14 protein-coding genes and 1 pseudogene are annotated in these 14,377 nt (G+C 67.7%); 5 read left to right on the top strand and 10 right to left on the bottom strand.

Annotated features, from left to right (window positions below; genetic code table 11):
* Positions 1–31: 31 nt before the first annotated feature.
* The 10 genes and pseudogenes from QLQ85_RS10635 to radC all read right to left on the bottom strand — a co-directional run bounded on the left by QLQ85_RS10635 (position 32) and on the right by radC (position 9,285).
* A protein-coding gene (locus QLQ85_RS10635) for an IS3 family transposase (RefSeq protein ID WP_407650358.1) occupies positions 32–1,392 on the bottom strand; the annotation gives its coding sequence in 2 pieces (ribosomal slippage) (positions 32–927 and positions 927–1,392; 1,362 coding nt in all).
* Positions 1,393–1,484: 92 nt separating this feature from the next.
* Positions 1,485–2,692 (bottom strand): annotated as a pseudogene (locus QLQ85_RS10630) (YeeE/YedE family protein).
* Between the two features lie 183 nt (positions 2,693–2,875).
* Positions 2,876–3,889 (bottom strand): tryptophan--tRNA ligase, encoded by a 1,014-nt coding sequence (locus tag QLQ85_RS10625; protein ID WP_282738962.1) that lies wholly within the window; start codon positions 3,887–3,889, stop codon positions 2,876–2,878.
* A 238-nt stretch (positions 3,890–4,127) separates the two neighbouring features.
* Entirely contained in the window at positions 4,128–5,243 is a 1,116-nt protein-coding gene (ald, locus tag QLQ85_RS10620; RefSeq protein WP_282738961.1) for an alanine dehydrogenase, read from the bottom strand.
* Between the two features lie 200 nt (positions 5,244–5,443).
* Positions 5,444–5,764, bottom strand: coding sequence for a putative signal transducing protein (locus QLQ85_RS10615; RefSeq protein WP_282738960.1), 321 nt, complete (start codon positions 5,762–5,764; stop codon positions 5,444–5,446).
* Positions 5,765–5,769: 5 nt separating this feature from the next.
* Positions 5,770–6,966, bottom strand: a complete 1,197-nt coding sequence (locus tag QLQ85_RS10610) for a class I SAM-dependent rRNA methyltransferase (protein WP_282738959.1) — start codon at positions 6,964–6,966, stop codon at positions 5,770–5,772.
* 62 nt (positions 6,967–7,028) lie between these two features.
* On the bottom strand, positions 7,029–7,865 hold the full coding sequence (gene mutM, locus QLQ85_RS10605; protein WP_282738958.1) for a bifunctional DNA-formamidopyrimidine glycosylase/DNA-(apurinic or apyrimidinic site) lyase: 837 nt from the start codon (positions 7,863–7,865) through the stop codon (positions 7,029–7,031).
* A gap of 111 nt (positions 7,866–7,976) precedes the next feature.
* Positions 7,977–8,132: a 50S ribosomal protein L33 gene (gene rpmG, locus QLQ85_RS10600; RefSeq protein ID WP_102630031.1), complete on the bottom strand. Its 156-nt coding sequence runs from the start codon at positions 8,130–8,132 to the stop codon at positions 7,977–7,979.
* Between the two features lie 26 nt (positions 8,133–8,158).
* Entirely contained in the window at positions 8,159–8,395 is a 237-nt protein-coding gene (gene rpmB, locus QLQ85_RS10595) for a 50S ribosomal protein L28 (protein ID WP_102630030.1), read from the bottom strand.
* Positions 8,396–8,610: 215 nt separating this feature from the next.
* Positions 8,611–9,285 carry a RadC family protein gene (radC, locus tag QLQ85_RS10590; protein WP_282738957.1) on the bottom strand — a complete coding sequence of 225 codons (675 nt, stop codon included), beginning with the start codon at positions 9,283–9,285 and terminating at the stop codon, positions 8,611–8,613.
* A gap of 133 nt (positions 9,286–9,418) precedes the next feature.
* Here radC and coaBC point away from each other — a divergent pair, with 133 nt between their 5' ends.
* The 5 genes from coaBC to slmA all read left to right on the top strand — a co-directional run bounded on the left by coaBC (position 9,419) and on the right by slmA (position 14,327).
* On the top strand, positions 9,419–10,702 hold the full coding sequence (gene coaBC, locus QLQ85_RS10585) for a bifunctional phosphopantothenoylcysteine decarboxylase/phosphopantothenate--cysteine ligase CoaBC (RefSeq protein ID WP_282738956.1): 1,284 nt from the start codon (positions 9,419–9,421) through the stop codon (positions 10,700–10,702).
* A gap of 27 nt (positions 10,703–10,729) precedes the next feature.
* Positions 10,730–11,209: a dUTP diphosphatase gene (dut, locus tag QLQ85_RS10580; protein ID WP_282738955.1), complete on the top strand. Its 480-nt coding sequence runs from the start codon at positions 10,730–10,732 to the stop codon at positions 11,207–11,209.
* A gap of 31 nt (positions 11,210–11,240) precedes the next feature.
* Positions 11,241–12,638 carry a phosphomannomutase/phosphoglucomutase gene (locus QLQ85_RS10575; RefSeq protein ID WP_282738954.1) on the top strand — a complete coding sequence of 466 codons (1,398 nt, stop codon included), beginning with the start codon at positions 11,241–11,243 and terminating at the stop codon, positions 12,636–12,638.
* A gap of 68 nt (positions 12,639–12,706) precedes the next feature.
* Positions 12,707–13,624 carry an acetylglutamate kinase gene (gene argB / locus QLQ85_RS10570; RefSeq protein ID WP_282738953.1) on the top strand — a complete coding sequence of 306 codons (918 nt, stop codon included), beginning with the start codon at positions 12,707–12,709 and terminating at the stop codon, positions 13,622–13,624.
* Positions 13,625–13,709: 85 nt separating this feature from the next.
* Entirely contained in the window at positions 13,710–14,327 is a 618-nt protein-coding gene (slmA, locus tag QLQ85_RS10565; RefSeq protein ID WP_282738952.1) for a nucleoid occlusion factor SlmA, read from the top strand.
* The last annotated feature ends 50 nt before the right edge of the window (positions 14,328–14,377 follow it).

The raw sequence follows: 14,377 nt of genomic DNA, 5'->3' as shown, positions 1-14,377 counted from the left end.
TGAACTGACCCCCAATAGTTGGACGGTTCGTTCAGCCGGCGCCCAAGGCCTGAGTCCTGTACTGTACGGGGCTCAGGCCTTTTAGTTTCAGCCTGATGCGCTCGTGGTTGTAGTAATGGATGTAACGATCGAGGCCTTGCTGCAACTGCTCAACCGTATCGAACCGGTTCAGGTGGAAATACTCGGCCTTCAGGGTGCCGAAGAAGCTCTCCATGGCGGCATTGTCCAAGCAGTTGCCCTTGCGTGACATGCTCTGGGTCAGCGCCTGTCCTGCCAACAGGGCGCGATAGGTGGGATGCTGGTAATGCCACCCCTGATCGGAATGCAGCAGTGGCCGGTCCGAGTGCTTCAAGCGGGCAAAGGCCTGCTGCAGCATGTGCTTCACCAGTGAGAGTACGGGACGCCTGCTGGTCTGATAGGCGACGATCTCGCCGTTGTAGAGATCCATGATGGGGGACAGATACAGCTTCTGTCCGTCGACGTTGAACTCCGTGATGTCGGTCACCCACTTCTGATTCGGTCCTTCTGCCTGAAACTGCCGGTCGAGTACGTTGGGAGCCACATGTCCCACTGCTCCTCGGTAGGCGCGATACCGCTTTGGGCGAACCAGGGACTTCAAGCCCAGCTGTTGCATCAAGCGCTGGACGGCCTTGTGGTTGATCACTTCACCTGCCTGCCGTAGGGCAGCAGTGATGCGGCGATAACCATAGCGCCCTTTGTGGCTATCGTAGATCGCCCGGATACGCGCCTTCAGGGGCGCGCACTGATCGTCAGCGCCCAGGGCCTTGAGCTGGTAGTAGAACGTGCTGCGCGGTAGCTCTGCCGCACGCAGCAGCAGAGCCAGCGAATGCTCGTGCCTTAACCCTTGGACGGCTTGGGCTTTCTGCCCTGCGTTGCCGCCTGCTTCTCCCGGATCAAGGCATCGAGCTTTTTTAGATAGGCGTTCTCCGCCCGCAGATACGCCAACTCTTTGAGCAACTCCTCATGAGAGCGCTCTTCATCAGGTGGGGGTGGTGGTGAAGGCGGCTTTTTGACCATCGGGCGGCGTCCCTTTCGCTTTGGCGATAACGCAGTCAGGCCACCACTATGGTACTGCTGCTCCCATATGCCAATAGCGGCATCTCCGCGAATATCGAACAGGGTGGCAGCCTGCCGGCGTGACAAGCCATCTCGCCACATTCTCTCGAGTACCGCCAGCTTGAAGGCAGCACTGTAGTGACTGTACTTCTTGCCTAGCCCCGGCGCGCCATGCTGGCGGTAGCGTTCCCGCCATTTACGCACCAGGGAATGGTCAAGGCGATGCTGGCGAGCCACCTCGCGTAGGCTAGTGTCCTCATGCAAACACTGCTGCACCACTAGCAGCTTGAACCACTCGTCGTATCGATTGCTCATAGAAACACCCCGAGGGTTGGATTAGGTGTCCAACTTTCGGGGTGCAGTTCACTGGCCGGGTCGGGGCGCGTTCAGCCTGGGGAAAGGTACCGTCAGCAGCTCTTGGCTGCCGGCTGTCGTCCCGCCTCCCCCGCGAAGAAGAGCGGGCGCAGCTTCACCCCCAGCATGTTGCCGGCGAAGCCCGCCACCAGCCACAGCCAGCCATGCAGGCTGCCCGAGGCGATGCCACCGAAGTAGGCGCCGATGTTGCAACCGAAGGCCAGGCGAGCGCCATAGCCGAGCAGGATGCCGCCGATGACCGCGGCGAGCATGGACCTCGCCGGGATACGGAAATTGGGCGCGAAGCGGCCGGCGAGGGAAGCAGCCACCAGGGCCCCCACCATGATGCCGACGTTCATCACCGTGGTGATGTCGCCCCAGACGCTGGCCCGGAGGGCCGCGGCGTTGCCCGGCGCCTGCCAGTAGCCCCAGGCGGAGACGTCGCCGCCCAGGAGCTCGAAGCCCTTGGCGCCCCATAGCGCGAAGGCCGAGGTCACCCCCAGGGGCGGCCGGCCAGGGCCAGGGTGGTGAAGTTGAGCAGCGCCAGCGCCACGGCGCCGGCGAGCAGCGGCCAGGGGCCGGTGAGCCAGCGCCGGTTGCCGACATCGATGGCCGGCGCCTGCTCGAGTCGGCCATGACGACGCTTCTCCAGTGCCACGGTGAAGACGGCGATCGCCGCGAACAGCACCAGGCTGACCGCGATGCCACCGCCGACACCGAGCTCGGTGACCAGCGAGGTCGGGCGGAAGGCGGGCAGGCTCTGCCACCAGGCGAAGTGGGCGGTACCGATCAGCGAGCCGACGACGAAGAACAGCAGGGTGATCAGCATGCGGGCGTTGCCGCCGCCGGCGGTGAAGAGGGTACCGGAGGCACAGCCGCCCCCCAGCTGCATGCCAAGGCCGAAGAGGAAGGCCCCGACCAGCACCGAGACGCCGATCGGTGCCACATAGCCATGGACCGAAGTGCCGAACAGGCTGCCGGCACCAAGCGCCGGGAAGAACAGCAGCACGGCGATGGCCAGCATCACTATCTGGGCGCGCAGCCCGCGGCCGCGTCGCTCGGTGATGAAGACGCGCCAGGCGGCGGTGAAGCCGAAGGCGGCATGGTAGAGCACCATGCCGAGCAGCCCGCCGACCACCATCAGCAGGCCGTTGCGGCCGCCGAAGGCACTACCCACGGCGAGTGCCCCCAACAGCAGGGCGCCGGCGGCCACGACAGCGACGGAAAGGCGCTTCTGCGGTGTCAGGGCGAGTCCACTCATGGCGTGCTCCCTCGTTGTCGTCGGGGACGAAGCTCCTGCAAATTAAGCATGCTAACTATTTCAGCGAAGTGCGTAAAAGCATTTAAATGCAGAAATTAGTTCCGAATGGAAATATGCGGAGAAGCCACGAAACGGCAACGGGCGCCGAGAAGCGCCCGTTGCATCAAGCGGAAGCGAGCGCCCTTAGACGAAGCGGCCCAACCCCACCGCCTGGCGCAGGCGGTCCAGGAAGGGAACGGCCTCGGCACGGGCCCGCTCGGCGCCCTTGAGCAGCACCTGCTCGATGTGGCCGGGGTCCTCCATCAGTGCCTGGTAGCGCTCGCGGGGTTCGCGCAACTGCTCGTTGAGATACTCGAAGACCCGGTTCTTGGCCTCGCCCCAGCCGATGCCGTTCTCGTACTCGCGGCGCATGGCGGCGCTCTCCTCCACCGTGGCGAAGGCCGAGTAGATCTGGAACAGGGTGCACCCCTCGGGCTCCTTGGGTTCGCCGGGCTCCAGCGAGTTGGTCTTGATCTTGCGCACCAGCTTCAGCAGCTTCTTCTCGGAGACGAACAGCGGGATGGTGTTGTTGTAGCTCTTGGACATCTTGCGCCCGTCCAGGCCGTTGAGCACCGCCACCCGGTCGTCCACCACCGCCTCGGGCAGGGTGAAGTAGTCGCCCTTGAAGAGGTGGTTGAAGCGCCCGGCGATGTCCCGGGCCATCTCGATGTGCTGGATCTGGTCACGTCCCACCGGCACCTTGTGGGCGTTGAACATGAGGATGTCGGCGGCCATCAGCACCGGGTAGCCGAACAGCCCCATGGTGATGCCCTTGTCCGGGTCCTGGTTGCCGGCGGCCTCGTTCTCGGCCACCGCCGCCTTGTAGGCGTGGGCCCGGTTCATCAGCCCCTTGGCGCAGACGCAGGAGAGTATCCAGGTCAGCTCGGTGATCTCCGGCACGTCCGACTGGCGATAGAAGATGGCGTTGTCGGTATCGAGCCCCAGTGCCAGCCAGGTGGCGGCGATCTCCAGGCGCGACTCCTGCACCCGCCCGGGATCCTGGCACTTGATCAGGGCATGCAGGTCGGCGAGGAAGTAGTAAGACTGGACGCTGGGGTCCTGGCTCGCCGCGATGGCGGGCTTGATGGCCCCCACGTAGTTGCCCAGGTGCGGGGTGCCGGTGGTGGTGATGCCGGTGAGAACGCGTGTCTTGGTCATGGAGTCGGACTGTGTCACTGGTCGGTGGCAAATGCCGCCCATCTTACCGTGCCGCCCCGGTCAAGGCGACCGGGGCATGCGGCAAGCGGTATTCTCGCGGCTTGCCCGGCGACAGGCCGACGTGGAGGCGCTGTGAACCCCTCCCTGGGCGCTACATTCTTCTTCCCTGAAGAATAACCTCCACTCTGGCCTGTCCCCTGCGCCGCTCACGCTGACGGATGTGTCTCGACGCCTTGCCTTACTTCACCAGGGTGGCGGGATCGACGCCCTCCAGGCCGAACGCCTCGGCGACCGCGGCGTAGGTGATCCGGCCGTCGTGGACATTGAGCCCGGCCGCGAAGTGCGGGTCGTCGGCCAGCGCCTGCTGCCAGCCCTTGTCGGCCAGCGCCATGACGAAGGGCATGGTGGCGTTGGTCAGCGCCTGGGTCGAGGTGCGCGCCACCGCCCCTGGCATGTTCGCCACGCAGTAGTGGACGATGCCGTCGACGACATAGGTCGGCTCGGCGTGGGTGGTGGCGCGGCTGGTCTCGAAGCAGCCGCCCTGGTCGATGGCCACGTCGACCAGCACGCTGCCCGGCTTCATGTCGGCGAGCATGGCGCGGGTGATCAGCTTCGGCGCGGCGGCCCCGGGAATCAGCACGGCCCCGATGATCAGGTCGGACTCGCGCACCGCCTCGTCGATGGCATCGGCGGTGGAGAAGACCGTCTTCATGCGCCCCTGGTAGCGATCGTCCAGGGTCTCGAGCCGCGGGATCGACTTGTCGAGCACCGTGACCTCGGCGCCCAGCCCCAGCGCCATGCGGGCGGCGTTCTCGCCCACCACGCCGCCGCCGATCACCGCGACCTTGCCGGGTGCCACGCCGGGCACGCCGGGCAGCAGCACGCCGGAACCACCCTGGGCCTTCTCCAGACTGTGGGCGCCGGCCTGCACCGCCATGCGGCCCGCCACGGTGCTCATCGGCGCCAGCAGCGGCAGGCCACCCTGGCGGTCGGTGACGGTCTCGTAGGCGATGCAGGTGGCACCGCTCGCCATCAGGCCGCGGGTCAGCGTCTCCTCCGCCGCCAGGTGCAGGTAGGTGAACAGGGTCTGGCCGGCCGTCAGGCGCGCCACCTCCTCGGCCTGGGGCTCCTTGACCTTGAGGATCAGCTCGGCGTCGGACCACACCGCCGACACGTCCGCCTCCAGCCGCGCCCCGGCCGTCTCGTAGTCGCTGTCCGGGAAGCCCGCGCCCTCACCGGCTCCGCTCTGCACCGTGACCTGATGCCCGCGAGCGACCAGCTCCCGGGCGCCGGTGGGTGTCAGGGCGACGCGATACTCGTGGTTCTTGATCTCCTTCGGGACGGCGATCTTCATGGAATCCTCCTGCATGCTCTTGTTGGGTATTTTCCTCTTCATTACAGCACAGGCAGAGCATCCACGAAGAGTCCACGCACAAGTTCAGAAAGAAGCCATGGCTAGATGCCATTCAACCAAAAATCATCTTGTCTCGAGGCTGGCCAGCAGAAAACCCTGTGGCCGCACCTCACTCCGCGGTGGACGAGGCAGGCAGGCGCTCAACCCGGGCGATGGGTGCCACAGTTCCAGCAGGTATCGAAGGCTCCCTCCAGGGTTTCACCGCAGCCTGAACAGACCCAGTCGGGCCCCGCGCTGCCCCCTTCCAGGGACTCGCGGATCAGCGCCTCGGCGCGCTCGCGGTTATGGGGGGCGATCCAGACCTCGGGCTCGCACTCCCCCAGCGGCAGCTCCCCGGCGCCGCCCCCCAGGGTCATGTTGCGCAGCTCGGCGGGGATCCCCGACGCGACCAGCACATTGTGCAGATGGCTGACCAACAGCGCATTGGAGTGGGCGAAGACGCGGATATACTCGGGGGGCACGGCGCTCAATCCCTGAACACCCGGACGCCCAGGGCCTTGAGGTAAGAGGTTTCCGGAATCGCCGGATGCACAGGGTGGTCCGGCCCCTGGTGCCCCTGGAAGAGGATCTGGCCCTGGCGGTCCTGATGGCGCACCGCGCCGCGCACCACGTCGACCAGCCGCTCCGGTGCCAGGTGCATCGAGCACGAGGCCGACAGCAGCAGACCGTCGCGGCCCAGCAGGCGCATCGCCTCGCGGTTGAGCTTGGCGTAGGCGCGCTCGCCGTTGGGAATGTCCTTGCGCTTCCTGATGAAGGCGGGCGGGTCGAGGATCACCACATCGAACTCCTCGCCGTCGGCCTTGAGCGCCGCCAGTACCTCGAAGGCGTCGCCCTCGCCCACCGCCACCTGCTCGTGCAGGCCGTTGAGCGCGGCATTCTCGGCCACCCGCTCCAGGGCGGGACCGGAGGCATCGACGCAGAGCACCTCGGAGGCACCATGGGCGGCGGCCTGCACCCCCCAGCCCCCCACGTAGCTGAACAGGTCGAGCACCCGCTTGCCGGCCACCAGGCCGTTGAGCCAGGCGCGATTGACCCGGTGATCATAGAACCAGCCGGTCTTCTGGCCGTCGAGCACGGGGGCGGCGAAGCGCACGCCATTCTCCTCCAGCAGTACCCGCTCGGGCAGCTCGCCCTTGACCACCTCGACGCCGAGCTCGAGGCCCTCCTGACGGCGACCGCTGGTATCGTTGCGCAGCACCACCACCCGCGGCGACAGCACCTTGTCCAGCGCATCGAGCAACTCGGTGGCCACCGCCTGCATGCCCGCGGTGTTGCACTGGACGACGAGGACCTCGTCGTAGCGGTCGATCACCAGCCCCGGCAGCAGGTCGCCCTCGCCGTGCACCAGGCGATAGTAGGGCCTGGCGAAGAGCCGCTCGCGCAGCGCCAGGGCCTGATTGAGGCGGTGCACCAGCAACGAGCGGTCGAGTCCCTGCTTCGGGTCACGGGAGACCATCCGCGCGCAGATCAGCGAATGCGGATTGACATAGGCCACGCCCAGGGCCTTGCCGTTCGCGGCCTCCACCACCGCCTGCTCGCCGGCCTCGATATCCTTGAGCGGCGTGGCCTCGGTGTCGATCTCGTTGGAATAGAGCCAGAGGTGACCGGCCTTCAGGCGGCGGTCGGCGTGCTTCTTGAGGCGCAAGGTTCGGGTGAGGGTCATGGACTTGTCTCATGGAGGAGATGGAGAAGAGGAAGTGGCGGTGATCTCACCGCGCGGTGCTATCAGGTCTGGCAGCTGCCACAGAACACGCTGGCCCGCTGGCCGAGGGTCACCAGGCGCAGCTCGGCGCCGCAGCGACGACAGGGCTGGCCGTCGCGGCCATAGACGTTGAGGCGCTGGGCAAAGTAGCCGGGCTCGCCGGTGCCGCCGACGAAGTCGCGCAGGGTGGTGCCGCCCTGGGTGATGGCGGCGGCCAGCACCTCGCGCACGGCCGCGGCAAGTGCATCGTAGCGCTCCCGGGAGATGCGGCCGGCGGCCCGGCGCGGGTCGATGCCGGCCAGGAACAGCGCCTCGGCGGCATAGATGTTGCCGACCCCCACCACCACGGCGCTGTCCATCAGGAAGGGCTTCACCGCCAGCCGCCGCCCACGGGAGCGGGCGAACAGCCGCTCGCCGTCGAAGGCGTCGGAGAGCGGCTCCGGCCCCAGGCGGGCCAGCCGCGGGTCGCTCTCGTCGGTACCGGCCAGCCAGTCGACGAAACCGAAGCGGCGCGGGTCGTGGTAGCGCAGGATGGCCCCGTCGTCGAGCACCAGGTCGAGATGGTCGTGCTTCTTCGGCAGCTCGCCGAGCCGGGCGATGCGCAGGCTGCCGGACATGCCCAGGTGCCAGAGCAGGGTCGCCCCCACCCCGTCCGGCCCGGGCGACGAGAACGGCACCAGCAGGTACTTGGCGCGGCGGGCAAGCACGCCGATGCGCGCCCCGACCAGGCGCTCGACGAGATCCGCCGGCACCGGCACGCGCAGGCGCGACTGCCGCACGATCACCTCGGTGATCTCACGGCCTTCCACATGGGGCGCGATACCGCGGCGGGTGGTCTCGACTTCGGGCAGTTCGGGCATCGGGTCTCTCGCTCCGCGCGGCCGCCGGTGGCCTCCACAAACGCCTGAACCCGGCTTAGTCAGCCGGGTTCATAAGGACAGGCTTGAACACCTGCGGAAGACGACCAAGGCTTACTTGATCTTGGCTTCCTTGTACATCACGTGCTGGCGGACCACCGGATCGTACTTCTTGAACTCGAGCTTGTCCGGGGTGTTCCGCTTGTTCTTGTCGGTGGTGTAGTAGTGGCCGGTACCGGCGCTGGACACCAGCTTGATCTTGTCACGCATGACTGCTTGCTCCCTCGGTGGATCGCTTAGACGGCTTCGCCGCGCTTGCGGATGTCGCTGAGCACCGCCTCGATGCCCTTCTTGTCGATGATGCGCATGCCCTTGGAGGAGACGCGCAGCCTGACGAAGCGCTTCTCGGACTCCACCCAGAAACGGTGGCTGTGCAGGTTCGGCAAGAAACGACGGCGGGTCTTGCGCTGGGAGTGTGAAACGTTGTTACCAGTCACCGGGCGCTTGCCGGTAACCTGACATACTTTTGACATGGGAGCCTCCAACCGCTTGGCCAGGTAGTCAGTACCTGAGTGTTCAAAACCTGTCGGGCAAACCGGGACGTCCCCGTTTCATTTGACCCAAGGGAATTCAAAGGCTGCACTTTATAGCAGAATGCCCACCCGCAAGCAAGAACCTTGCCTCGCTTTGCGTAATTCTCGTTAACTTGTCGGGCTTCTCCGGGGGCACGGGTCGTCGAGGAGGCGCGTTAAATCCAGCCGCGCTCGGCGAAGGACACCACCTCGCCGTCGCCCACCACGAAATGGTCCAGCACGCGGATCTCGAACAGCGAAAGCGCCTCGCGCAGCCGCTCGGTGATGCGCCGGTCGGCGTCGCTGGGCTCGGCGACACCGGACGGGTGGTTGTGGGCGAAGATCATGGCGCCGGCGCCGAGCTCCAGCGCCCGGCGGGCCACCTCCCGGGGATAGACCGAGGCGCTGTCCAGGGTGCCGCGAAACAGCGACTCGAAGCGGATCACCCGGTGCTGGCTGTCGAGGAAGAGCGCGGCGAACTCCTCGTGGCCCAGGTGGCGCAGCTGGGAAGCGAGGTAGGCCCGCACCAGCGACGGCGAGGTCAGGGCGTCGCCCCGGGCCAGCTGGCAGGCCAGGTGCCGCCGCGACAGCTCGAGGGTGGCCTGCAGCTGCACGAACTTGGCCATGCCCAGGCCATGCTCGGCGCAGAAGCGTTGGCGATCGGCCTCGAGCAGCGGCCGCAGCCCGCCGAAGGCGCCGAGCAGGTCGCGGGCCAGGTCCACCGCCGAGCGCCCTCGTACCCCGACCCGGAGGAAGATCGCCAGCAACTCGGCATCCGACAGCGCCTCGGGCCCCAGCGCCAGCAGTTTCTCCCGGGGGCGCTCGCCCTCCGGCCAGTCACGGATCGCCATTCTCGCCTCCCTGCAGGCCAGTGTCTCCCTTGCGTCACGGTTCAGTGTAGCCGCTCGGCGACGCCGCCGCGGCTACGCAAGGCACCGCGCCGGTGGTAAGGTAGGCGACTGGATAGCAGCCCGGATCTCGTCCATGTCAACGCCGTCAGGCCCCCGGATCACCGGCCGCCAGTTCGCTGGCCGACGCATCCTGCTCGGCATCAGCGCCGGCATCGCCGCCTACAAGAGCGCCCAGCTCGCCCGCCTGCTGAAACAGGCGGGCTGCGAGGTGCGCGTGGTCATGACCGAGGGCGCCCAGGCCTTCATCACGCCGCTGACCCTGCAGGCGCTGACCGGCGAGCCGGTGCGCACCTCGCTGCTCGACCCGGAGGCCGAGGCCGGCATGGGTCATATCGAGCTGGCCCGCTGGGCCGAGCTCATTCTCATCGCCCCGGCCACCGCCGACCTGATGGCACGCCTGGCGCTTGGCATGGCGGACGACCTGCTGACCACCCTCTGCCTGGCCAGCGAGGCCGAGAAGGTGATGGCCCCGGCCATGAACCAGGCCATGTGGCGCCACCCGGCGACGGGGCGCAATGCCGCCCGGCTCGAGGCAGACGGCTGGCACCTGCTGGGGCCGGCCAGCGGCGACCAGGCCTGCGGCGACGTGGGCCCGGGGCGCATGCTGGAACCCGAGGAGATCATCGACGAGCTGCTTTCCTTGGCGCCCGAAGCCGCGCCGGCCACAGGCGAGGCCGACGGCCTGACCATCACCATCACCGCCGGCCCCACCCGGGAGCCGCTCGACCCGGTGCGCTACCTCTCCAACCACAGCTCGGGCAAGATGGGCTATGCCCTGGCCGCCGCCGCCGCGCGCCTCGGCGCGACGGTACGGCTGATCAGCGGCCCGGTGTCCCTGCCCACTCCCGAGGGGGTCGAGCGTCTCGATGTGGAGACGGCCCGCGAGATGCACGATGCCGCCCAGCGGCTCGCCCCCGACAGCGACATCTTCATCGGCTGTGCCGCCGTGGCCGACTACCGCGCCGAAGCGCCGGCCGAGCACAAGATCAAGAAGCACGAGGGCAAGGACAGCCTGACCCTCACCCTGGTCAAGAACCCCGACATCATCGCCGCGGTGGCGGGCCGCCGCCCGTCGAACACGCCACGCCCGCTGGTGGTCGGCTTCGCCGCCGAGACCCGCGACCTCGACGCCTATGCCCGGGACAAGCTGACCCGCAAGAAACTGGACATGATCGTCGCCAACGACGTCTCCCGGGCGGGCCTCGGCTTCGGCGCCGACGACAATGCCGCCCTGATCCTGTGGCGAGATGGCGACACCCTGGGCCGTGACGACCTCGCTCCCCAGCCCAAGTCGCAACTCGCCATGGCCGTGATCCAACGCGCCCTGGCCTGCCTGCAGGCGCATCGACACCCCTGACACCCCCCGATTCCGCAAGGACTTCCGATGCCCGACACCGCCGAACGCCCGTCCGCCAAGCCTCGCCTGGCCGTCAAGCTGCTCGACCCGCGCCTGAGCGATTACCTGCCCCATTACGCCACCGAGGGCTCCGCCGGCATGGACCTGCGCGCCCTGCTCGACACGCCCCTGACCCTGGCCCCGGGCCAGTGCGAGCTGGTGCGCACCGGGCTCGCCATCCACATCGGTGACCCGGGGCTCGCCGGCATGATCCTGCCCCGCTCGGGGCTCGGCCACAAGCATGGCATCGTGCTCGGCAACCTGGTGGGGCTGATCGACTCCGACTACCAGGGCGAGCTGATGGTCTCGGTGTGGAACCGCGGCAGTGCCCCCTTCGTGCTCGAGCCCTTCGAACGACTGGCACAGTATGTGCTTGTCCCCGTGGTGCAGGCCGAACTGCAGGTCGTCGACGATTTCGCCGCCAGCGCCCGGGGCGACGGCGGCTTCGGCAGTTCGGGAAGACACTGAGCCGTTCGGGCTCCAACGAGGGATTGATCAGATGACCCAAGACACCAGACAGGCCGTACCCGCGTCGATTTTCCGCGCCTACGACATCCGCGGCATAGTCGATGACACCCTCAGCGAGGCAAGCGTCGAGCTGATCGGCCGTGCGATCGGCAGCGAGGCCGCCGCCCGCGGCGAATCCACCGTGGTCGTCGCCCGCGACGGGCGCCTCTCCGGGCCGCGCCTGCTGGCCGCCCTGACCCGTGGCCTGACCGCGAGCGGCCGCGATGTCATCGACATCGGCATGGTGCCCACCCCGGTCCTCTACTTCGCCACCCACGTGCTCGAGGGCACCACCTCGGGGGTGATGGTCACCGGCAGCCACAACCCGCCGGACTACAACGGCTTCAAGATCGTGCTGGGCGGCGAGACCCTCTCCGGCGAGGCCATCACGGCGCTTTACCAGCGTATCGTGACCGGCGACCTGAGCGAGGGCGACGGCAGCGTGCGCCAGGAGGACGTGCGCGCCGCCTACCTGGAGCGCATCCTCGGCGACGTGAAGCTGGAGCGGCCGCTCAAGGCGGTGGTCGACTGCGGCAACGGCGTGGCCGGCGAGCTGGGTCCGCAGTTGATCGAGAAGCTCGGCGCCGACACCGTGCCGCTGTTCGCCGAGATCGACGGCACCTTCCCCAACCACCACCCGGACCCGGGCAAGCCCGAGAACCTCCAGGACCTGATCCGCACCGTGCAGGAGACCGGCGCCGACATCGGCCTGGCCTTCGACGGCGACGGCGACCGCCTCGGCGTGATCACCCCGAGCGGCAAGCTGATCTACCCCGACCACCTGCTGATGGCCTTCGCCGAGGACATGCTCTCGCGCAACGCCGGCGCCCGGGTGATCTTCGACGTCAAGTGCACCGGCAACCTGACCCGGGTGATCGAGGAGGCCGGCGGCACCCCGGAGATGTGGCGCACCGGCCACTCGCTGATCAAGGCGCGCATGAAGGAGACCGGTGCCCTGCTGGCCGGCGAGATGAGCGGCCACATCTTCTTCCAGGAGCGCTGGTACGGCTTCGACGACGGCCTCTACGGCGCCGCCCGGCTGCTGGAGATCCTGTCCAAGCAACACGATGACGCCGATGCCTTCTTCGCCCGCTTCCCCCAGGACCTGAGCACCCCGGAGATCACCGTCACCGTCACCGACGAGACCAAGTTCGACCTGGTGGCCCGCCTGGCCCGGGAGGGCGACTTCGGCGCCGAGGGCGTCAAGACGACGCTCGATGGCATCCGCGTCGACTACCCCGACGGCTGGGGCCTGTGCCGCGCCTCCAACACCACGCCGGTGCTGGTGCTGCGCTTCGAGGGCAAGAGCGAGACGGCGCTGGACCGCATCCGCACGCGCTTCGCCGAGGCCCTCGCGCAGGTGGCCCCGGAACTGGAGGTAACGCTCTAGCAGCATCACGACCCACGGGAGACGCGCCGGCGAGGCGCGACTCCACGAGACACGAGAAGGGACCCCGCATGACCGACAAGACCCGTGACCCGCGCCTGGTGGTGGAGGTGCTCTCCGAGGCACTGCCCTACATCCAGCGCTTCTCCGGCAAGACCGTGGTGGTAAAGTACGGCGGCAACGCCATGACCGAGGACACCCTGATCGACTCCTTCGCCCGCAACATGGTGCTGATGAAGGAGGTGGGCATCAATCCGGTGGTGGTGCACGGGGGCGGACCGCAGATCGGCGACCTGCTCAAGAAGCTCAATATCGAGTCGCGCTTCGTCAACGGCATGCGCGTCACCGACGCCGAGACCATGGACGTGGTCGAGATGGTGCTCGGGGGCCTGGTCAACAAGGGCATCGTCAACCTGATCAACCAGTGCGGCGGCAAGGCGATCGGCCTGACCGGCAAGGACGGCGCCCAGATCCGCGCCAGGAAGCTCAAGGTGGAGCACCAGACGCCGGAGATGACCGTGCCCGAGATCATCGACATCGGCCACGTCGGCGAGGTCGAGCACATCTCCACCGACCTGATCGAGATGCTCGCCGAGCGCGATTTCATCCCGGTGATCGCGCCCATCGGCGTGGATGCCGAGGGCCACAGCTACAACATCAACGCCGACCTGGTGGCCGGCAAGGTGGCCGAGGCGCTCGGCGCGGAGAAGCTGATGCTGCTGACCAATGTGGCCGGCCTGATGAACGCCGAGGGCGAGGTACTCACCGGCCTGAGCACCGCCCAGGTGGACGCCCTGATCGCCGACGGCACCATCCACGGTGGCATGCTGCCGAAGATCCGCTGCGCCCTGGACGCGGTGAAGGGCGGGGTACGCAGCGCCCACATCATCGACGGCCGGGTGCCCCACGCCACCCTGCTGGAGATCTTCACCAATGCCGGGGTCGGTACCCTGATCACCGATGCCGAGCGCGAGGAGGCCATCGCCTGATCCCGGAACGGGGGGCCGTCACGGGTTTTGCACCGCGGCGGGCCCGGGATTAGGATGGTTCGACCACATAAAAGAAAAGACCGATATGACGCAGGAAACCCCCACCCCCAGCCGCCGCGAGCAGATCCTCCAGGCGCTCGCGCTGATGCTGGAGGAAGACAGCGGCAAGCGCATCACCGTGGCCGCCCTGGCCCGCCAGGTCGGCGTCTCGGAGGCCGCCCTCTACCGCCACTTCCCCAGCAAGGCGCGCATGTTCGAGGGGCTCATCGAGTTCATCGAGGCGTCCCTGTTCGAACGCATCAGCCGCATCCTCGACCAGGAGCCCCACGCCGTCCCGCGCTGTGGCCAGGTCCTCGGCCTGCTGCTGGGCTTCGCCGAGAAGAACCCAGGGCTCTCCCGTCTGCTCGGCGGCGACGCCCTGACCGGTGAGACCGCCCGCCTGCGGCTGCGCATCCACCAGCTGTTCGAGCGACTCGAGACCCAGCTCAAGCAGATCCTGCGCGAGGCCGAACTGCACGAGGGGCGGCGCCCCACCCTGCCGGTCTCGGCGACGGCCAACCTGCTGCTGGCCCAGGCCGAAGGGCGCATCTCCCAGTACGTGCGCAGCGACTTTCGCCGCCGCCCCACCGAGCACTGGGACGACCAGTGGACGCTGCTCTCGTCGCAACTGCTCAGGGAGGCGCCCCAGCTGGCCGGCGCCTGAGGGCGCACTTCAACCACGGGCCTGGCGCAACAGCCCCAGCGCCAGGCCCG

Source organism: Halomonas kalidii (genome assembly GCF_030010475.1).
GTDB lineage: Bacteria > Pseudomonadota > Gammaproteobacteria > Pseudomonadales > Halomonadaceae > Halomonas > Halomonas heilongjiangensis.
This window is presented reverse-complemented; position numbering and strand designations above follow the sequence as displayed.